Raw genomic sequence first — 17,941 nt, forward strand, 5'->3', positions numbered from 1 at the left:
AAAAAAGAAAAGGGGCCCGGGTACATAGCCCGAGCCCCATCCTCTCCTAGCGTATTTCGCTAGAGTTCAGTCGCGGTCGCCGGTCAGGAAGGCGGGGGCGAATTCGGGCGCGGGGCCGTCATCCTTACCACCTTCGGAACGCTCGCCGCGCTCGCGGCGGGGGCCGCGGTCGCCGCCGCGGTCACCACGGTCACGACGGGGACCGCGATCGCCACGACCACCGCGATCGCCACGGTCGCCGCGCGGGCCACGGTCGCCGCGATCACCGCGCGGTTCGCGCGGGGGGCGGGTGTCTTCGAGTTCCTCGCCGGTTTCCTGATCGACGACGCGCATCGACAGGCGGACCTTGCCGCGCGGATCGATCTCGAGCACCTTGACCTTCACTTCCTGGCCTTCGGAGACGACGTCGGTCGGCTTCTCGACCCGCTCGTTCTTCATCTCGGAGACGTGGACGAGGCCGTCCTTGCCGCCCATGAAGTTCACGAACGCGCCGAAATCGACGATGTTGACGACCTTGCCGGTGTAGATCTTGCCGACCTCGGCCTCTTCGACGATGCCGGCGATCCAGTTCTTCGCCGCCTCGATCTGCGAGAGATCGGACGACGAAATCTTGATCAGGCCCTCGTCGTCGATATCGACCTTGGCGCCGGTGGTGGCGACGATCTCGCGGATCACTTTGCCGCCGGTGCCGATGATGTCGCGGATCTTCGACTTGTCGATCTGCATCGTCTCGATGCGCGGGGCGTGCTCGGAAAGCTCGGTGCGGGTCTCGCCCAGCGCCTTGGCCATTTCGCCGAGGATGTGCGCGCGGCCTTCCTTGGCCTGCGCCAATGCGGCTTCGAAGATCTCCTTGGTGATGCCGGCGATCTTGATGTCCATCTGCATCGTGGTGATGCCCTCGGACGTGCCGGCGACCTTGAAGTCCATGTCGCCGAGGTGATCCTCGTCGCCGAGGATGTCGCTGAGCACGGCGAACTCATCACCTTCGAGGATCAGCCCCATCGCGATGCCCGACACCGGGCGCTTGAGCGGCACGCCGGCGTCCATCATGCTGAGCGAACCGCCGCACACCGTTGCCATCGACGACGAGCCGTTCGACTCGGTGATGTCGCTGGTCACGCGGATCGTATAGGGGAACTCGTCCTTGGTCGGCAGCACCGGGTGCAGCGCGCGCCAGGCGAGCTTGCCGTGGCCGACTTCGCGACGACCCGGCGCACCGAAGCGGCCGACTTCGCCGACCGAATAAGGCGGGAAGTTATAGTGCAGCATGAAATGCTGGTAGCTGAGGCCGCCCAGCCCATCGATCATCTGCTCGGAATCCTTGGTGCCGAGCGTGGTGGTGGCGATGGTCTGCGTCTCGCCGCGGGTGAACAGCGCGGAACCGTGCGCGCGCGGCAGGAAGTGGACCTCGGCCTCGATCGGGCGGACCTGCGTGGTCGAGCGGCCGTCGATGCGGCGCCCGTCCTTCAGGATCGCGGTGCGGACGATGTCGGCTTCGAGCTTCTTGACCAGCTTCGAAGCGACGAGCTGCTCCTGCGGCGTCTTGTCGGCCATGGCATCCTTGGCCTTGGCGCGCGCCTCGCCGAGCGCGACCTGGCGCTGCTGCTTGTCGGTCAGTTTGTAGGCGGCTTCGATGTCCTTGCCGATCAGCTTCTTGAGCTCGGCCTTGACGGCGTCCTTGTCGTCGCTCTGGCTGAGTTCCCACGGCTCCTTGGCGGCCTGCTCGGCGAGATCGATGATCGCGTCGATCACGGTGCGGCAGGCGTCGTGCGCGAACATCACCGCGCCGAGCATGACGTCTTCCGAAAGCTCCTTGGCTTCGGATTCGACCATCATCACCGCGTTCTGCGTGGCGGCAACGACGAGGTCGAGTTCGCCCTCGGCGACCATCTCGTCGGTCGGGTTCAACTGATACTCGCCGTCCTTGTAGCCGACGCGCGCGGCGCCGATCGGGCCCATGAACGGCACGCCCGAGATCGTCATCGCGGCCGAGGCGGCGACCATCGCGAGAATGTCCGGCTCGTTCTCGCCGTCATAGGAGAGCACCTGGCAGATGCAGTTGATCTCGTTGTAGAAACCTTCGGGGAACAGCGGGCGGATCGGCCGGTCGATGAGGCGGGAGACGAGCGTCTCCTTCTCGGTGGCCCCGCGCTCGCGCTTGAAGAAGCCGCCCGGAATGCGCCCGGCCGACGAGAACTTTTCCTGATAATGGACGGTCAGCGGGAAGAAATCCTGCCCTTCCTTGACCTTCTTGGCGGCCGTGACGGCGCACAGAACAACGGTTTCGCCAAGCGTCGCGATCACCGCGCCGTCGGCCTGACGGGCGACCTTGCCCGTTTCGAGCGTGAGGGTCTTTCCGCCCCACTCGATGCTTACTTTCTTCGTATCGAACATTTGATTTCCTTTGGACCGGCCGCCCTATGCGGACCGGGGCCTGTAGTCGGCACCCCTGATGGACGCCGTATGGAGCCGTTTTTGGCTCATGCCGGGGACGCCGAATTGCGGCCGACACATATGACAAGGGCGCCGCGAGGGCGCCCTTGCAATTACTTGCGAAGCCCGAGCTTCGCGATGAGGGCGGTGTAGCGATCGCCTTCGGTCTTGCGAAGGTAATCGAGCAGCGACCGCCGCTTGTTGACCAGCATCAAGAGACCGCGGCGCGAATGATTGTCCTTCGCATGGGTCTTGAAATGCTCGGTGAGATTCTTGATCCGCTCGGTGAGGATCGCGACCTGGACTTCCGTGGAGCCGGTGTCGCCCTTGGTGCGACCATGTTCCTTGACGAGCGCGTCCTTGCGCTCCTGCGTAATCGACATTCAGCTTTTCCTTCGACATCGCTTTACAGGTTGAACCCGCGAACGACCCGGACCTCGCGGTCCTGTGCTTCCACCAAGGCGACCGGCACATCAGCACGGCACGCAAAGTATTGGCCATCGTCAACGGCGATCCCGACCAAGACCCGCCCCTGACGGAGCAGCCCTGCCTGATCGGGGGTGACGGGTAGAGCCGGGATGTCGTCCAGCCCCGCCGTCAGCGGCAGAGAAACGTCTTCAAGCACGCGGGCCTTACCGGCTTCCGCCAATTTGTCCAGCGAAATCGCCGAATCGAGCCCGAACGGCCCCGCCTTGATCCGCCGCAACATGGTGACATGCCCGACGGTGCCGAGCGCCTGCGCAATGTCGCGCGCCAGGCTGCGGATATAGGTGCCCTTGGAAACGTGGCCAACCAGCGTCACCTCATCCTCCCCGGCACGGGGAGGGGAACCAGCCGCAGGCTGGTGGAGGGGGCTCGCCGCAAGCGAACCATCCGCGGCCATCCCCCCCAACCGCTCTTCGAACGGTCCCCCTCCCAGCACCTGGGAGGAGTGAAGCGCATGCACTGTCACCGTCCGCGTCGCGAGTGCCACCTCTTCGCCGGCCCGCGCCAGATCATAGGCCCGCTTGCCGTCGACCTTGAGCGCCGAATAGGCCGGCGGCACTTGCGGAATCGTGCCGGTGAAGCGCGGCAGCACCGCTTCGATCGCCTCGCTGGTTGGCCGCACATCGCTCGTGGCGATCACCGCGCCTTCGGCATCGAGCGTATCCGTTTCCTCGCCGAATCGAACCGTGAAGGCATAGACCTTGTCGCTGTCGAGCATTCGCCCGGCAAGCTTGGTCGCCTCGCCCACCGCCACCGGCAGTACGCCCGAGGCCAGCGGGTCGAGCGTCCCGCCATGCCCCACTTTCAGCTTCGGATAGCCCCCCTCGCGCAGCGCGCGCTTCACCGCGCTCACTGCTTGCGTCGAGCCCAACCCCACGGGTTTGTCGAGAATGATCCAGCCATGCATGGCGCGCGCTTAGTCTTATTGGCCGGCGCGCGACACCCCGTGCTCAATCCTTCTTCTGCTTCTTCTGTCGTTCGGGAGGCGCCAGGCTGGTGGTGATGCTCGTCACCGCGCAGGTCATTTCCGGATAATCGGTGCTGAACACGTGCGAAAACAGATCGAACGCGCCGCCTGGCCCGGTCGTATACGCGACGCGCAGCGCGGTCATGTTGCCGATGCACGGGCCGCTCAGCTTCACCAGATACCAGTCGTTGCGATAATCCTGGACGTAGAACTGGTCGTCGGTCGGCCCTTCGGCCCAGTCCCTCAGGCCGTGATGATCGGCGAACGGGATACTGGTTTCCTTGCCGATCGGCCGCTCGTGCTGGGCAGCGAGCGCGCCGGTCGCGCCACTCAGGGCCAGAAGGGCGAAAACGGCACTTGGCATCATACGCATGAGAATGCTCTTTGGCGCCGGCGTTTACGCCATTGCGGCTGAACCGGTGCTGAGCGATTCCCCGGCCATCGCCGCTGTGAAATGCTTGCGGCACATCGCGATATAGCGATCGTTCCCGCCGATCTCGGTCTGCGCGCCGTGCCGAACCGGGTTGCCATTGGCGTCGACGCGCAGGTTCATTGTCGCCTTGCGCCCGCAGGCGCACACCGATTTGATCTCGATCAGCGCGTCGGCGATCGCCAGCAGCCGCGCGCTGCCGGGAAACAGCGCGCCCTGAAAATCGGTCCGCAAGCCGTAAGCGAGCACCGGCACGCCAAGTTCGTCGCACACCCGCGCAAGCTCCCCCACCTGCCGTTCGCTCAGAAACTGCGCCTCGTCGACCAGGACACAGGCGAGCGTCCGCAGGCTCAGTTCGTCCGCCACACAGGCGTGCAGATCGGTCGAGCCGTCGAACGCCGTCGCCGGCGCCGACAGCGCGATTCGCGAGGCGATCTTGCCTGCCTCGAAGCGGTCGTCGATCGCGGCGGTGAACAGCATCGTTTCCATGCCCCGCTCGCGATAGTTGAAATCGGCCTGCAGCAGCGTGGTCGACTTGCCCGCGTTCATCGAGGCGTAGTAGAAATAGAGCTTGGCCATGCCGCTTCATGGCCGAAGCCCCGGATCGTCACAAGAAGCTGTACGGATCGACGTCGACCGCGACGCGCACCTTGCTCGGCCAGTCGAGCTTGCCCAGCCACTCCCGGATCACGTCCTGCACGTCGAGCGCGCGGCGCGCATGGACCAGCAGGCGGAAGCGGTGGCGGCCGCGCAGCATGGCGAGCGGGGCGGGGGCGGGGCCGTAAACGTGCATCCCCTCTACGCGCGGCGCGGTGCGGCCGATCAGCGTCGCGGCGGCGTGCGCGGCGTCCTTGTCTTCCGAGGAGATGACGATCGCGGCGTAGCGGCCGAACGGCGGGGCGTCGGCCTCGCGGCGCGCTTCGGTCTCGGCGGCGTAGAAGGAGTCGGCGTCGCCGCTGACCAATGCCCGCATCACCGCGGCTGACGGGCTGTGCGTCTGGATATAGACCGTCCCCGGCTTCTCGCCGCGGCCGGCGCGGCCGGAGACCTGCATGATCTGGTGGAATGTGCGCTCGGCCGCGCGCAGGTCGCCGCCCTCGAGTCCGAGATCGGCGTCGATCACCCCGACCAGCGTCAGATTGGGAAAGTGATAGCCCTTGGTGACGAGCTGCGTGCCGATCACGATGTCGATATCGCCGGCCTCCATACGGTGGACGAACTCGGCGGCCTTGGCGGGGGACCAGATCGTATCGGAAGTCACGATCGCGGTCTTGGCGTCCGGCCAGAGTGCTGCCGCCTCGTCGGCGATGCGCTCGACCCCGGGGCCACAGGCGACCAGGCTGTCCTCCGCCCGACATTCGGGGCAGACCCGCGGCACCGGCTCGATATGCCCGCAATGATGGCAGGCGAGGCGGCGCACGAGGCGGTGCTCGACCATCCAGGCGGTGCAATTGGGGCATTGGAAGCGGTGGCCGCAGGTGCGGCACAGGGTGAGGGGCGCATAGCCGCGACGGTTGAGGAAGAGGAGAACCTGCTCGTCGCGGCCGAGCGCCTCGTCGATCGCGCGGACCAGTTTGGGCGCGATCCAGCGGCCGCGCTCGGGCGGCTCGGCGATCAGGTCGATCGCCTCGATCGTCGGCATTTCGGCGACACCGTAGCGACCGGGCAGCTTGAGTTCGGCATAACGGCCGATCTCGACCTGCTGGCGGGTCTCGATCGCCGGGGTCGCCGAGGCGAGCACCACCGGGCATTTCTCGAACAGCCCGCGCATCACCGCCACGTCGCGCGCGTGATAATGGACGCCGTCCTCCTGCTTGAAGCTCGTCTCATGCGCCTCGTCGACGACGATCAGGCCGAGATTGGCATAGGGCAGGAACAAGGCCGATCGCGCGCCGACCGTCACCAGCGCCTGCCCCTCGGCGATCTGCCGCCAGGCGCGGCGGCGCTGCGACTGGCGCAGGCCGGAGTGCCACGCGACCGGCTCGCAGCCGAACCGCGCGGTGAAGCGCTTGAGGAACGGTTCGGTCAGCGCGATCTCGGGGAGCAGCACGAGGGTCTGCCTGCCCGCCGCGATCGCCGCCGCGACCGCTTCGAAATAGACCTCGGTCTTGCCCGATCCCGTCACGCCGTCGAGCAGGTACGGCTGGAACAGCCCGGCGCGGGTCGAGGCGGTCAGCGCGTCGGCGGCGAGCTGCTGATCGGCAGAAAGTTCGGGCGCGGCGTGATCGGGATCGGGGAGGGGGAAGGGACTGTCGATATCGACCTCGACCGCCTCCAGCGCGCCCGTCTTGACCAGCCCGCGGATCACTGCGTCGGAGACGTCGGCGGCGAGCGCGAGTTCGCGGATCAGGCCCTGACGCTCGCCGATCGCGTCGAGCGCCTGCTGGCGTTGCGGCGTCATTCGCTCGGGCAGTGTGCCGGTGGCGCGATATTCGGTGATCGTCCGCCCACCCTCCAGCGCCGAGGTCGAGGCGAGCGCCATCCGCGCTACCGCAGCCGGTGGGCTGAGATAGTAATCGGCGGTCCACTCGATCAGCCGCCTGAGCGGCGCCTTGAGCGGTGGCGCCGGCAGCACGCCGATCAGGTTGCGCAGGCGGTTGTCGCCGACCTCGGCGTCGGACGGCATGTGCTCAGGCTCCCACACCACGCCGATCAACTGGCGCGGCCCCAGCGGCGCGACGACGATCGAGCCGGGCTCGACCTCCATCCCGTGCGGCACCCGGTAATCGAGCGGGCCGAGGGCCGAATTCATGACGAGGACACGGGCGCGCGACGAAGGCATCGGCCTTCACCTAGGCAATTGCAGCGCGTTGTGCGACCCCGTCAGAGCGCGATCGACAGACCGAGCACGCCGACATTGGCAGTCGTATCGCGCGCGTCGTGCAAGCCGAAATCATGTTGGTTGATATAGTCCGCCTCGATCGCGACGTGTGGCAGCAGCGTGGTACGCAGCCCGATCGTGTTGCGCATCCGGCTGTAACCGGCCAGTTGCCCCCAGTCGGTGTGATTGAGCTGGATGAAGCTTTCGTGGCTCGCGACGAGGGCAATGGGCGATCCGGGATGGAGCGGCAAAAGCAGCTTGATCTGCGGCCGTAACCGCCAGGCGGTGCCGTTGCCGTCGTTGCGGAGCCGCTGCTCGAGCCGAACGCGCCCGCCGATGCTTGCCCCGCCCAATCGGAACAGCCGAAAGCCGATTTGCTCGCTCGGCCGGTCCTCGACATGCGTGGCGTGGCCATCGCGATAACCGGGCACGCGGACATAGCCTACCGCCGCCGTCCACCCATTGCCGAGATCATAACCAAGCCCGCCGCCGAATTCGGTTTCATAAAGCCCGCCCGCGGCATCGCCGAACCGGGCAATCGCCGTCAGATTGGCCGACAGTTTCGGGGCGAGCCGGATGCTGGCGCCACTGTCCAGCCAAGTTTGCGGATCGCTGGCAATCGCGGGAGCGGCGGCCATCGAAGACGAGGCTAGAATCACGGCGGCGAGAAGGAGGCGCACGTCAAAGAGACTCTGGATGGGTAGTGGTGGACGCCATGTGACACTTTTGTGACAATCTGACCATGCCCGAAAATGGTGCCCTGCCCTGTTCGATGGCGGTGAGTTCGGCTATCGTCGCGACCCGTTCGTCTGAAGGATCAGGATCATGGTTGCGCCGATCGCGCTCGCTATATTTTTCGCGCAGGCCGGTCCTGCCGCCCCGGCGCCTCAATGCGACGCGGTGCGGGTGGCGATGCCCGCCTCGCTGGTCGGGTGGAGCGACACCGGCACGCCGGGCGCGATCGGCAAGGCGTTCACGGTGGCCGGCGCCGACCCGACGACGATCCGCGGCCTGCGCGTCGGCGAGGTCAGCCGCGCCGGCAATGCCGCGCTGGTGCCGTTCGAAGTGACCAGCGACGCTACCTATCGCGTCGCCCTGTCGGACAAGGCGTGGGTCGACGTCGTCACCGGCAACAGGGTGGTGAAGTCGGTCGCGCACGGCCATGGGCCGGCCTGTTCGGGGATCGCCAAAGTGGTGGATTTCCCGCTCAAGCGCGGCCGCTACGCGCTGCACCTCACCGGCATCACCGCGCCCAGTGTCCGCGTGCTGATCGCCCGCGTCTGAGCCATCGGCGGTGGACGAGACCGGCCTCGCCGCCGCGTTCGGCCAGCATCTCGCGCGCGACCGCCGGCGCTCGGCGCACACCGTGCGCGCTTATCAGGCGACCGCGTTGCGGCTGCTGCGCTTCCTCGGCGGGCATTGGGGGGAGACGCCCGATGCCCGCCGGCTGGCCAAGCTGACCTCGGCCGATCTGCGTGCCTATCTCGCGCATCGTCGCGGGCAGGGGCTCGGCAACGCCTCGGCAGCGCGGGAGCTTTCGGCGGTGCGCGGGTTCGTGGCCTTCGCGGCAGGCGAGGGGGCGATGCCCCGGCTCAAGGGCCCGCGCGTCAAGAAGGGCGTGCCGCGCCCCGTTTCGCCCGACGAAGCGGTGGCGCTTGCCGAGGATGTCGCCGAGGCGGCGGCCGAGCCGTGGCTCGCCGCGCGGGACTGGGCAGTGCTGCTGCTGCTCTACGGCGCGGGTCTGCGCGTGGGAGAAGCGGTGTCGCTCACCGCCTCGGTGCTGCCGCTCGGTGAGACGCTCGCGGTCACCGGCAAGCGCGACAAGACCCGGATCGTGCCCTTGCTGCCGCAAGTGCGCGAGGCGATCGAGGCTTATGCCGCACAATGTCCCTGGCCGTTGCCGCGTAACGGCGCGCTCTTTCGCGGCGCGCGCGGCGGGCCGCTATCGGCGGCGATCGTGCGGCGTGCGGTGCGCGGCGCGCGCGGCCGCCTCGGCCTCGCCGAGCGGACCACGCCGCACGCGCTTCGCCACAGCTTCGCCACCCACCTGCTCGGCCGCGGCGCCGATCTGCGCGCGCTGCAGGAATTGCTCGGCCACGCCAGCCTCAGTTCCACGCAAATCTACACCGCGGTCGATGCCGCGCATCTGATGGACGTCTATCGCAACGCCCATCCGCGCGCCTGACATTGCTTCGTTCGCTTGGGCAGGTCGAAGGGCGGCTTGCCTTGGTCTCGTTACCCGCGCGGCTTCCACGTCAGCACGCGATAAAGGTAAAGCACGATCACCCCGGCGAACAATGCCGCCGCCGCCGGCCCGGTGAATTTCTCGATCGCGGTGAAGCGCATGCCCAGCCAATAGCCGAACGCGGCGCAGATCGTGTTCCAGATCCCGGTGCCGATCGCGGTCATCGCCAGGAATTTCGCGGTCGGCATCCGCGTCAGGCCGGCGGGTAGCGAGATCATCGTGCGGAACGTCGGCAGGATGCGCGCGATCAGCACGGTCTTGCCGCCATGCGCGTCGAAAAAGGTGTTGAGCTTTTCCAGATCGCGCCATTCGATCGTCAGCCAGCGTCCCCAGCGATCGACCAGCGGCTTCAGCCGCTCGAGCCCCAGCAGCCGCCCGACCAGATACCAGGCATAATTGCCCGCCACCGATCCCGCGGTACCGAAGGCGAGCAACCAGCCGAACGTCATCCGCCCGTGCGCGACGATGATCCCGCCGAACCCCATGATTACTTCGGACGGGATCGGCGGGAAGACGTTCTCCAGCGCCATCAGCAGCGCGACGCCCCAATAGCCCGCGCTCTCGATCAGGTGGAGGATGAACTGCGTCATAGGGCCTCAACGCGCGGGAGGCGCTGCCAGGCCCTCGTCAGCCGATCAGCAGCCCGGCGAGCGCAGCGGACATCAGATTGGCGAGGCTGCCCGCCGCCAGCGCGCGCAGGCCCAGCTTGGCGATCACCGGCCGCTGGTTGGGCGCCAGCCCGCCGGTCACCGCCATCTGGATCGCGATCGACGAGAAATTGGCGAAGCCGCACAGCGCAAAAGTGACGATCGCGACGGTGCGCGGGGAGAGCGTCGCCTGCACCTTGCCGAGATCGATATAGGCGACGAATTCGTTGAGCACGATCTTCTCGCCGAAGAACCCGCCCGCCGCGCCGGCCTCTTTCCACGGCACGTTGAGCAGGAACATCACCGGCTTGAAGATCGTGCCGATGATACCCTGGAAGGTGATGTCGTCGCTGGTGAACCAATGGCCGATGCCGGTCAGGATGCCGTTGGCCAGCGCCACCAGCGCGACGAACGCCAGCACCATCGCGCCGACCGCGACGGCCAGCTTGACGCCGGTCTGCGCGCCCTGGGCGGCGGCCATGATGATATTGGCGGGCTTCTCCTCGTCATGCGTCGCCTCGGCCAGCGTGACTTCGGGCTGCTTGCCTTCGGGCAGCAGCGCCGCCGGGCCGCGCGCGCTGACCCGGCTTTCCGACAAGGCGATGTCATCGAGTTCGGCGGGGGAAACCGTGTCGGGCATGATGATCTTGGCCATCAGGATGCCGCCCGGCGCCGACATGAAACTTGCCGCGAGCAGATAATCGATCCTGATCCCCATCGCTGCGTAAGCCGCCAGGATCGTGCCCGCGACGCCGGCCATGCCGCTGGTCATCACCGTGAACAGCTGCGCCTGCGTCAGCCCGGCGAGATAGGGGCGAATAACGAGCGGCGATTCGCTCTGGCCGACGAAGATGTTGGCCGCCGCGCACAGGCTCTCGACCTTGGAGACGCCGATCACCCATTCGATCGCCCCGCCGATCCAACGCACGACCAACTGCATGATGCCGAGGTAATAGAGGATCGAGACGAGGCTGGCGAAGAAGATGATGACGGGAAGGGCCGCGATCGCGAAGCTGTTGCCGCCGATCGCCGGGCTGGCCAGCGGCCCGAAGATGAAGTCGACGCCCGCCTTGGCGAAGCCGAGCAGGTCGGAAACCCCGCCCGACATGAAGGCCAGCACGTTCCGCCCCCACGGCACGTAGAGCACCAGCGTCGCGATCCCCGCCTGCAGCGCGAACGCGGCGCCGACCACGCGCAGCCGGATCGCCCGGCGATTGGTCGATAGCAGCAAGGCAATGCACAGGATTACGATGATGCCGGCGATGCCGATCAGGATACGAGTCATGCGTGTCTGTTGCGTCCCCACCCACCAGCGCAAACGGCCGGCTTGTCACGAAAGGGCGGGTTATGGCGAAACTCGCCGCGCGACGCGAGTCCCCGTTGACGCGCGATCGAATCCGTCTAGCGTCGCGGCGATGAACGACGGTCCCCGCGCGATCCCGCGCTCGCTTTTCGCTTTTTCGATCTTCTACGGCGGCATGGTCTGCATCGCCGGCGTGCTCGGCAACAAGCAGATCGCGCTGGGGCCATTGTCGCAATTGGGCGTGCTGCTCGGGGTCGGGCCGCTCGCGGTCGAGGCGGGGATCGTCGCCTTCCTGCTGCTGGTCGTCACCTCCAGTTCGATTGCCGAGCTGCATGGCCGGCAGGTCGCCAACCGGCTGGTGCTGATCGGCTTCGTGCCGCTGATCGTCTCGATCCTGCTGTCGATCGTCGTTCGCGCGCTGCCCGCCTCGCCCGAGATGCAGCCGGCCAATCGCGACGCGATCCAGCTCGTGCTCGGCGGCACCTGGCGGATCTGGCTTGGCGGGATCGTCGCTTATGGCGTGTCGCAAACGCTCAACGTCACCATCTTCGCCGCGCTGAAGGGCAGCGAAGGCAGCCGCTTGCTATGGCTGCGCGCGGGCCTCGCCTCGATGCTGAGCCAGGTGGTCGATACGCTGCTGTTCGTTACGATCGCGTTCGCCAGCACCTTCCCGATCGGCGCGCTGCTGGTCGGCCAGATGATCGCCAAGGTGGTGCTGTCGGCGATCCTCGTGCCGCCGGTTATCTATCTGTTCGTCGGCCTCGGCCGGCGCCTCGATCGCGCGCCGCTCGGCTGAGTTCAGCTCGCCAGCAGCCCGACGAACGCGGCGAGCGAAACGAGCACCAGGAAACCGTTGATCGCGATCAACAGCGCCGGCGGCAAGCGGTGCGTATCGTGTTCGGGCTTAATCCTGGGCAGCATCTCGCGCCACACCGCGGCGATGAAGCAGAACGCGCCGAACAGCACCAGCAGGCAGCCGGTGGCGACGATCAGCCAATCGACCACCAGCTTGTCGAGCAGCGCCCGCGCCCCGATTCCCGAGGCCAGCGCGGCGAGCCCGGTGCGCACCCAGGCGGCATAGGTCCGCTCGGCGGCGAGCACGGTGCGATCGGCGGCCAGCCGCGTGCGCTGGTCGGCGGTGTCGGCCTGCTGCGCCTCGCTGGCGCGGACCACCGCCGCGCTTTCGGCGATCTTGCGATGAGTGCGTTCGGCGCGGGCTTCGGCGGGGTCGCTCATGCCCTCTCAACGCCTGCCCGGCGCAAACGGTGCCGCCGCGACCGCACCCGGCATTACGCCGCCGGAAATTTGTCGAGGTAAGCGGTGATCCGTCCCCGCGTCCTTTCCCAAGGCTTCGGCTGGACCAGAAACGGGATCGCGGCGAGCGCATAGGGAAAGGCGATCAGCACGCCCGCCAGCGCCAGCACGCCCAGCGCCGCGGCCACGGGCGTCAGCCGCGCGATTCGCCCGGTGCCCGGATCGACCGCCAGCCGGCGCGGCCCCTTGTCGTCATACCAGCGTTGCGTCGTCAGGATGCCGCGGCCGTCGAAGGCCGTCTGCCGGAAGCCGCGTTCGCGCACCGTCGCCGTGGCCCGCGCGGGCGCAATCGTGCCGCTGTCGATCACCACCAGCCGCCCCTCGCGCTCGACGACGCGCTGGCGCGGCGGCGGCGCTTCGAGCGTGCGATCAGCCAAAGCGGTCCTTGAGCGCCAGCATCGCCAGCGCCGCCTTGGCCGCTTCGCCGCCCTTGTCCTTCTCGTCGGGCCGGGCGCGAGTCAGCGCCTGCGCTTCGTTTTCCACCGTCAGGATGCCGTTGCCGATCGCCAGGCCGTCCATGCTCAGCGCCATCAGCCCGCGCGCGCTTTCGCCAGCGACGATCTCGAAATGATAGGTCTCGCCGCGGATCACCACGCCCAGGCCGACATAGGCGTCGTACCGCCCGCTCTCGCTCGCCAGCGCCACCGCGCCGGGCACTTCCAGCGCGCCGGGGACGGTGATCGTTTCGTGGCTGTGCCCTGCCGCTTCGATCGCGGCCCGCGCGCCTTGCAGCAGCAGGTCGTTCAAATGCTCGTAAAAGCGCGCTTCGACGATCAGGATATTGGCCATCTAGTCTCTTCCGTCATACCGGACTTGTTCCGGCATCCACCGTGCCGCAAATCCTCAGCGTTCGTCTCTGCCGGTCGGTGGACCCCGGAACAAGTCCGGGGCGACGAGCGGCGTATGGATCAGGCAATCGCCCGCTCGCCGACGATCGACAGGCCGTAACCGTCGAGCCCGACCAGCGTATGGTGCGTGTTGGTGAGCAGCACCATTTCCTCGATGCCCAGCTCGGTCAGGATCTGCGCGCCGACACCGTAATCGCGCAGTTCGTCCATGTCGGCGGGTTTCAGCGTGCCCGCTTTGGCCTGCACCGCGCGGGTGAAGGCGTCGCTGCGCTGGCTGGCGAGCAGCACGACGACGCCCGCACCTTCCTCGCCGATGATTTCCATCGATCGCCTGAGCATGTCGCCGCGCGCGCCGCCCTCGCCGAAAATATCGGTGAATGGCGACAATGCGTGCATCCGCACCAGCGTCGGCTTGGCCGGATCGACCTTGCCCTTGACCAGCGCGATCTGCTCGGTGCCTTCGGCCTTGTTGTAGAAGGTGACGGCGGTCCAGTCGCCACCCCAGCGGCTGGCGAAGCGTGCCTCGGCGCGGCGCTCGACGAGATGGTCGTGGCGCCGCCGATAGGCGATCAGGTCGCGGATCGTGCCGATCTTGATGTTGTGGCGCTGCGCGACCGAGACGAGGTCGTCGAGCCGCGCCATCGTGCCGTCCTCGTTCATGATCTCGCAGATTACGCCCGAAGGATTGAGCCCGGCCAGCCGTGCGACGTCTACCGCCGCCTCGGTATGCCCGGCGCGCACCAGCACGCCGCCATCGCGCGCGACGAGCGGGAAGACATGCCCCGGCGTGACGATCTCGTCTGCGCCCTTCGACGCGTCGATCGCCACCGCGATCGTCCGCGCGCGATCGGCCGCCGAAATGCCGGTGGTCACGCCGTCGCGCGCTTCGATCGAGACGGTGAAGGCGGTCTCGTGCCGGGTGCCGTTCTTGCGGCTCATCAGGTCGAGACCGAGGCTGTCGACGCGGTTCTTGGTCAGCGCCAGGCAAATCAGCCCGCGGCCGTGCGTCGCCATGAAGTTGATCGCATCGGGCGTCGCCATTTGCGCGGGAATGACGAGATCGCCTTCGTTCTCGCGATCCTCGTCATCGACCAGGATGAACATCCGGCCGTTGCGCGCTTCGTCGATCAGCTCCTCGGGCGAGGACAGGAAGCCGTGGCGGAGATGCGCGAGCTTCGAATCAGGCTTGGCCACGATAGGCCTCCATGCGTTTGAGGTAGCGAGCGAGCACGTCGATCTCGATATTGACCGGCTGGCCGGCCTCGATCGCGCCGAGCGTCGTCACCGCCTGGGTGTGCGGAATGATGTTGACGGTAAAATGCGTGCCGTCCGCCGCATCGTCCACCGTGTTGACCGTCAGCGATACGCCATCGACGGTGATAGAGCCCTTGGCGGCGACGAACGGCGCGAGGTCGCGCGGCAAGCGGATCGCGATGCGTTTCGAATCCCCGTCGGCCCGCACATCGATCACCTCGGCGACGCCGTCGACATGGCCGGTGACGATGTGGCCGCCCATTTCCTCGCCGAGCTTCATCGCGCGTTCGAGGTTGAGCCGCTTGCCCGCGCTCCACTGCCCCTGCGCCGTGCGCGACACACTCTCGCCCGAGACATCGACTGCGAACCAGCCCGGTCCCTTATCGACGACGGTGAGGCACACGCCCGAGCAGGCGATCGACGCGCCGAGGTCGATCGTCGCGGTATCATAAGCCGTGTTGACCACGACGCGCAGATCGCCGCGCTGCTCGACGCGCTCGATCGTGCCGACGTCGGTGATGATTCCAGTGAACACTTAGCGGGCCTCCCGCAGGCGCACGTAAGCCTCCAATCGATCGCTGCCAAGATCGCGCGCGTCGGCACGGCGCCAGCGGCCGTGCGCGGCGGCGAGATCGGTAAGGCCGATGTCGCCAACCGCCGGCGCCCCGCCGCCGATCACGATCGGCGCGCGATAGAGGAGCAGCCGGTCGACCAGATCGGCGGCCAGAAAGGCGGCGGCGGTCTGCGCGCCGCCCTCGACGAGCAGATGATCGACGTCTTCCAGCGCGGCAATCTCGGCGGGCGCGCCAATCGCCGTCCACCCGTCGTCGCGGACGTGTGCCGTTTGACGCGTGAGCACGATCCGGCGCGGGCTACGATCTTCCAGTCCAGGCAGCCTGACGTCGAGCCTCGGCGCATCCGCCTCGACCGTGCCTCGCCCCACCAGGATCGCCTCATGCCGCGCGCGTTCGAGGTGCGCGTGGGCGCGCGCTTGCGCGCCGGTGATCCACCGGCTCTCGCCGTTCGCCAGCGCGATGCAGCCGTCCAGCGAGGTGGCGAGCTTCAGCGTCACCTGCGGCCGCCCCAGCGCCTGCCGCGTCAGGAATCCCGCCATCGCCTGCCGCGCCTCACCGGCCAGCATGCCGGTCGTCACCGCGATGCCCGCCGCCTCCAGCCGCGCGATCCCGGCGCCGGCGGTGCGCGGATCGGGATCGACCAGCGCGATCGCCACGCGCGCGACGCCGGCCTCGACCAGCAGCGCCGAACAGGCCGGCCCGCGTGTGCTGCGGTGTGCGCAGGGCTCCAGCGTCGCGTAAGCCGTGCCGCCCTGTGCCGCGGCGCCCGCCTCGGCCAGCGCCATCGCCTCGGCATGCGGCCGGCCGCCGGGTTGCGTCCAGCCCCGCCCTGCGACGCGCCCGTCCTTGACGATCACGCAGCCGACATTGGGATTGGGTGCCGTCCGTCCGCGTCCGCGCTCGGCAAGCGCCAGCGCGGCAGCCATCCAGCGTGCGTCGATCAGATCCCCCAAGCGTCGAGCTCGTTGTCGAGCCGCTGGAACTGCGCCTGCCGCTCCTTTTCGGCTTTCTCGATCGCTGCCTGCTCCTTGGCCTTCTTGGCGGCGTCGATCTTCTGCTGCGCCAGGATTTCCGCTTCGGAGCGATCGAGCGGCCAGCTCTGCACGTAGATGATGTCCTCGTGATACGGTCGCTTGATGTTCGAATCGTGCACGAACCCGGCGATGATCGCCACCGTCAGCGCCATCGCCAGCAACAGGAACCAGATTTCATAAGGCTTGCGCCGCGTGACGAATACACGCTTCACGTCGCGATAAGCGCGCGGCACCGAAAAATAACGCAGGACGGACATGGCCACGAAGATAGGCCCTCAACCGCCGCGAGGCCAGTGGGGTTTGTTTGAAGCGAGTCTGACTGACGGCTTGGATGCGGTAGGGCAGGAGAGCGATGACTAGGCGGACATTTCCGTAAGTCGAGCGCTAGTCACCTGAATCTTAAGTTCGCGTCATAAATGTCGTCATGCTGAACTTGTTTCAGCATCCATGGAGCAACGCCAACCGCCTCGCTTGGCGGTGATGAAGCACCATGGACCCTGAAACAAGTTGGCGATTATCCCCTTTACATACGTAGAACAAACTGGCATGAGCTAGGGCATGAGCAAGCCCCAGACCATTCGCGAGTTCTTCAAGCAGTTCCCGAATGACGAGGCTTGCCTCGCCCATCTGTTCGAGGTCCGGTTCGGACAAGGCTATGAGTGTCCTTCCTGTGGCCGCGCCTCGAACTGGTATCGGATCAAAGCCGAGCGCGCCTATTCCTGCCAGTGGTGCGGTCACCATCTTCACCCGACTGTCGGCACCCCTTTCGAGCAAACCCGGACGCCGTTGCAGCTTTGGTTCTACGCGATCTTCCTGTTCACGACGACTCGCAACGGTGTGGCGGCGAAGGAGTTGCAGCGCCAGCTCGGCGTCACTTACAAGACTGCGTGGCGCATGGCGGGCCTTATTCGCGAGCATATGGCCAATGTTGACGGCGACATGATGCTCGGCGGGGCTGGCGGCTTTGTCGAGGTTGACGAGACTCTGATCGGCGGCTCGGTCGAAGGCAAGGGGAGCGGATACAAGGGCAATAAGACTTGCGTTGTCGGCATGCTGGAGCGTGGCGGCGAGGTCGTTACCAAGGTCGTGACGAGCCGCCATCGCGAGCCGATGGAGCGCCTCGTGCAGGACAACGTGCTTCTCGGCTCGACGATCGCCACCGACGAGTTTGGTTCTTATCGCCGCCTAGACAGTCTCGGTTTCAATCACATCACCGTGCGTCACAACAAGGGGCAATACACGACGCACAACGGCGGTGGCGTCAACGCGATCGAGGGCTTCTGGGCACAGCTGAAGCGGGCGATCAACGGTACCCACATTCATATGAGCGGCAAGCACCTGTGGAAATATGCGAAGGAAGCAGAATATCGCTTCAATCGTCGCGATTGCCCTTCTTTGATGTTGCCGGAACTGCTTTCGACTTTTGCGCCATTGACACCAAAGTGCGATTGAAGGCGGCCTCGTCGCCGCTCTTGTCGGCTTCGCGGTCTGTCATAAATTCCTCTAGCTTGCCTTGTTTCCTGGCTTCCGCGAGAGTGATCTTGTTACGCGAATCCATAGGGATTCATCCTTTTGAATCAAAGT

Annotated in this window: 20 protein-coding genes; 4 read left to right on the plus strand and 16 right to left on the minus strand. The window is 66.7% G+C overall.

What is annotated here, in order from left to right; genetic code table 11:
* Window positions 1-66: 66 nt before the first annotated feature.
* From pnp to K7G81_RS10990, 7 genes are all read right to left on the minus strand, one after another.
* The gene (pnp, locus tag K7G81_RS10960) at window positions 67-2,394 is read right to left on the minus strand and encodes a polyribonucleotide nucleotidyltransferase (RefSeq protein ID WP_223030838.1); all 2,328 of its coding nucleotides are present in this window, start codon (window positions 2,392-2,394) and stop codon (window positions 67-69) included.
* 152 nt (window positions 2,395-2,546) lie between these two features.
* Complete coding sequence (gene rpsO, locus K7G81_RS10965; RefSeq protein WP_223030839.1) at window positions 2,547-2,816, minus strand: 30S ribosomal protein S15; 270 nt, start codon at window positions 2,814-2,816, stop codon at window positions 2,547-2,549.
* 23 nt (window positions 2,817-2,839) lie between these two features.
* A complete protein-coding gene (truB, locus tag K7G81_RS10970) occupies window positions 2,840-3,826 on the minus strand; it encodes a tRNA pseudouridine(55) synthase TruB (protein ID WP_223030840.1) in 987 nt (328 codons plus the stop codon).
* Window positions 3,827-3,869: 43 nt separating this feature from the next.
* Window positions 3,870-4,259 (minus strand): DUF6491 family protein, encoded by a 390-nt coding sequence (locus K7G81_RS10975; RefSeq protein WP_223030841.1) that lies wholly within the window; start codon window positions 4,257-4,259, stop codon window positions 3,870-3,872.
* Window positions 4,260-4,283: 24 nt separating this feature from the next.
* A complete protein-coding gene (locus K7G81_RS10980; RefSeq protein ID WP_223030842.1) occupies window positions 4,284-4,895 on the minus strand; it encodes a thymidine kinase in 612 nt (203 codons plus the stop codon).
* A gap of 28 nt (window positions 4,896-4,923) precedes the next feature.
* A complete protein-coding gene (locus K7G81_RS10985; RefSeq protein WP_223030843.1) occupies window positions 4,924-7,098 on the minus strand; it encodes a primosomal protein N' in 2,175 nt (724 codons plus the stop codon).
* A 41-nt stretch (window positions 7,099-7,139) separates the two neighbouring features.
* On the minus strand, window positions 7,140-7,775 hold the full coding sequence (locus K7G81_RS10990; protein WP_223030844.1) for a DUF2490 domain-containing protein: 636 nt from the start codon (window positions 7,773-7,775) through the stop codon (window positions 7,140-7,142).
* 187 nt (window positions 7,776-7,962) lie between these two features.
* On the opposite strand from K7G81_RS10990, the gene K7G81_RS10995 reads away from it, so the two are divergent.
* On the plus strand, window positions 7,963-8,421 hold the full coding sequence (locus K7G81_RS10995; protein ID WP_223030845.1) for a homogentisate 1,2-dioxygenase: 459 nt from the start codon (window positions 7,963-7,965) through the stop codon (window positions 8,419-8,421).
* A gap of 10 nt (window positions 8,422-8,431) precedes the next feature.
* Entirely contained in the window at window positions 8,432-9,322 is an 891-nt protein-coding gene (locus K7G81_RS11000; protein ID WP_223030846.1) for a tyrosine recombinase XerC, read from the plus strand.
* Between the two features lie 50 nt (window positions 9,323-9,372).
* Here the strand turns inward: K7G81_RS11000 and K7G81_RS11005 are convergent, their stop codons facing one another.
* Together K7G81_RS11005 and K7G81_RS11010 are read right to left on the minus strand one after the other, a co-directional pair.
* Window positions 9,373-9,972 (minus strand): DedA family protein, encoded by a 600-nt coding sequence (locus K7G81_RS11005; protein ID WP_223030847.1) that lies wholly within the window; start codon window positions 9,970-9,972, stop codon window positions 9,373-9,375.
* Between the two features lie 37 nt (window positions 9,973-10,009).
* Window positions 10,010-11,314, minus strand: coding sequence for a NupC/NupG family nucleoside CNT transporter (locus K7G81_RS11010; protein WP_223030848.1), 1,305 nt, complete (start codon window positions 11,312-11,314; stop codon window positions 10,010-10,012).
* 130 nt (window positions 11,315-11,444) lie between these two features.
* Here K7G81_RS11010 and K7G81_RS11015 point away from each other — a divergent pair, with 130 nt between their 5' ends.
* A complete protein-coding gene (locus tag K7G81_RS11015) occupies window positions 11,445-12,128 on the plus strand; it encodes a queuosine precursor transporter (RefSeq protein WP_223030849.1) in 684 nt (227 codons plus the stop codon).
* A 2-nt stretch (window positions 12,129-12,130) separates the two neighbouring features.
* On the opposite strand, the gene K7G81_RS11020 is transcribed toward K7G81_RS11015, so the two are convergent.
* From K7G81_RS11020 to K7G81_RS11050, 7 genes are all read right to left on the minus strand, one after another.
* Window positions 12,131-12,568 carry a YidH family protein gene (locus K7G81_RS11020; protein WP_223030850.1) on the minus strand — a complete coding sequence of 146 codons (438 nt, stop codon included), beginning with the start codon at window positions 12,566-12,568 and terminating at the stop codon, window positions 12,131-12,133.
* Between the two features lie 53 nt (window positions 12,569-12,621).
* Window positions 12,622-13,023: a hypothetical protein gene (locus K7G81_RS11025; RefSeq protein ID WP_223030851.1), complete on the minus strand. Its 402-nt coding sequence runs from the start codon at window positions 13,021-13,023 to the stop codon at window positions 12,622-12,624.
* A complete protein-coding gene (ribH, locus tag K7G81_RS11030; RefSeq protein ID WP_223030852.1) occupies window positions 13,016-13,435 on the minus strand; it encodes a 6,7-dimethyl-8-ribityllumazine synthase in 420 nt (139 codons plus the stop codon). Before ribH ends, K7G81_RS11025 begins: the two co-directional genes overlap by 8 nt.
* A gap of 119 nt (window positions 13,436-13,554) precedes the next feature.
* Window positions 13,555-14,691: a 3,4-dihydroxy-2-butanone-4-phosphate synthase gene (ribB, locus tag K7G81_RS11035; RefSeq protein WP_223031037.1), complete on the minus strand. Its 1,137-nt coding sequence runs from the start codon at window positions 14,689-14,691 to the stop codon at window positions 13,555-13,557.
* A complete protein-coding gene (locus tag K7G81_RS11040; protein WP_223030853.1) occupies window positions 14,675-15,283 on the minus strand; it encodes a riboflavin synthase in 609 nt (202 codons plus the stop codon). The genes ribB and K7G81_RS11040 overlap by 17 nt, the downstream gene beginning before the upstream one ends.
* On the minus strand, window positions 15,284-16,249 hold the full coding sequence (gene ribD, locus K7G81_RS11045) for a bifunctional diaminohydroxyphosphoribosylaminopyrimidine deaminase/5-amino-6-(5-phosphoribosylamino)uracil reductase RibD (protein ID WP_223031038.1): 966 nt from the start codon (window positions 16,247-16,249) through the stop codon (window positions 15,284-15,286).
* A 14-nt stretch (window positions 16,250-16,263) separates the two neighbouring features.
* On the minus strand, window positions 16,264-16,614 hold the full coding sequence (locus tag K7G81_RS11050; RefSeq protein WP_223031039.1) for a hypothetical protein: 351 nt from the start codon (window positions 16,612-16,614) through the stop codon (window positions 16,264-16,266).
* Window positions 16,615-16,915: 301 nt separating this feature from the next.
* On the opposite strand from K7G81_RS11050, the gene K7G81_RS11055 reads away from it, so the two are divergent.
* The gene (locus tag K7G81_RS11055) at window positions 16,916-17,809 is read left to right on the plus strand and encodes an IS1595 family transposase (RefSeq protein WP_223030854.1); all 894 of its coding nucleotides are present in this window, start codon (window positions 16,916-16,918) and stop codon (window positions 17,807-17,809) included.
* Window positions 17,810-17,941: the final 132 nt, after the last annotated feature.

It is taken from the genome of Hephaestia mangrovi (assembly GCF_019880555.1).
Lineage (GTDB): Bacteria > Pseudomonadota > Alphaproteobacteria > Sphingomonadales > Sphingomonadaceae > Sphingomonas > Sphingomonas mangrovi.

Bases quoted from the DNA above. Each gene is read 5' to 3' on its own strand.
- pnp (WP_223030838.1), bottom strand. From the start codon at position 2,394: ATGTTCGATACGAAGAAAGTAAGCATCGAGTGGGGCGGAAAGACCCTC.
- rpsO (WP_223030839.1), bottom strand. From the start codon at position 2,816: ATGTCGATTACGCAGGAGCGCAAGGACGCGCTCGTCAAGGAACATGGT.
- truB (WP_223030840.1), bottom strand. From the start codon at position 3,826: ATGCATGGCTGGATCATTCTCGACAAACCCGTGGGGTTGGGCTCGACG.
- K7G81_RS10975 (WP_223030841.1), bottom strand. From the start codon at position 4,259: ATGCGTATGATGCCAAGTGCCGTTTTCGCCCTTCTGGCCCTGAGTGGC.
- K7G81_RS10980 (WP_223030842.1), bottom strand. From the start codon at position 4,895: ATGGCCAAGCTCTATTTCTACTACGCCTCGATGAACGCGGGCAAGTCG.
- K7G81_RS10985 (WP_223030843.1), bottom strand. From the start codon at position 7,098: ATGCCTTCGTCGCGCGCCCGTGTCCTCGTCATGAATTCGGCCCTCGGC.
- K7G81_RS10990 (WP_223030844.1), bottom strand. From the start codon at position 7,775: ATGGCCGCCGCTCCCGCGATTGCCAGCGATCCGCAAACTTGGCTGGAC.
- K7G81_RS10995 (WP_223030845.1), top strand. From the start codon at position 7,963: ATGGTTGCGCCGATCGCGCTCGCTATATTTTTCGCGCAGGCCGGTCCT.
- K7G81_RS11005 (WP_223030847.1), bottom strand. From the start codon at position 9,972: ATGACGCAGTTCATCCTCCACCTGATCGAGAGCGCGGGCTATTGGGGC.
- K7G81_RS11010 (WP_223030848.1), bottom strand. From the start codon at position 11,314: ATGACTCGTATCCTGATCGGCATCGCCGGCATCATCGTAATCCTGTGC.
- K7G81_RS11015 (WP_223030849.1), top strand. From the start codon at position 11,445: ATGAACGACGGTCCCCGCGCGATCCCGCGCTCGCTTTTCGCTTTTTCG.
- K7G81_RS11020 (WP_223030850.1), bottom strand. From the start codon at position 12,568: ATGAGCGACCCCGCCGAAGCCCGCGCCGAACGCACTCATCGCAAGATC.
- ribH (WP_223030852.1), bottom strand. From the start codon at position 13,435: ATGGCCAATATCCTGATCGTCGAAGCGCGCTTTTACGAGCATTTGAAC.
- ribD (WP_223031038.1), bottom strand. From the start codon at position 16,249: ATGGCTGCCGCGCTGGCGCTTGCCGAGCGCGGACGCGGACGGACGGCA.
- K7G81_RS11050 (WP_223031039.1), bottom strand. From the start codon at position 16,614: ATGTCCGTCCTGCGTTATTTTTCGGTGCCGCGCGCTTATCGCGACGTG.
- K7G81_RS11055 (WP_223030854.1), top strand. From the start codon at position 16,916: ATGAGCAAGCCCCAGACCATTCGCGAGTTCTTCAAGCAGTTCCCGAAT.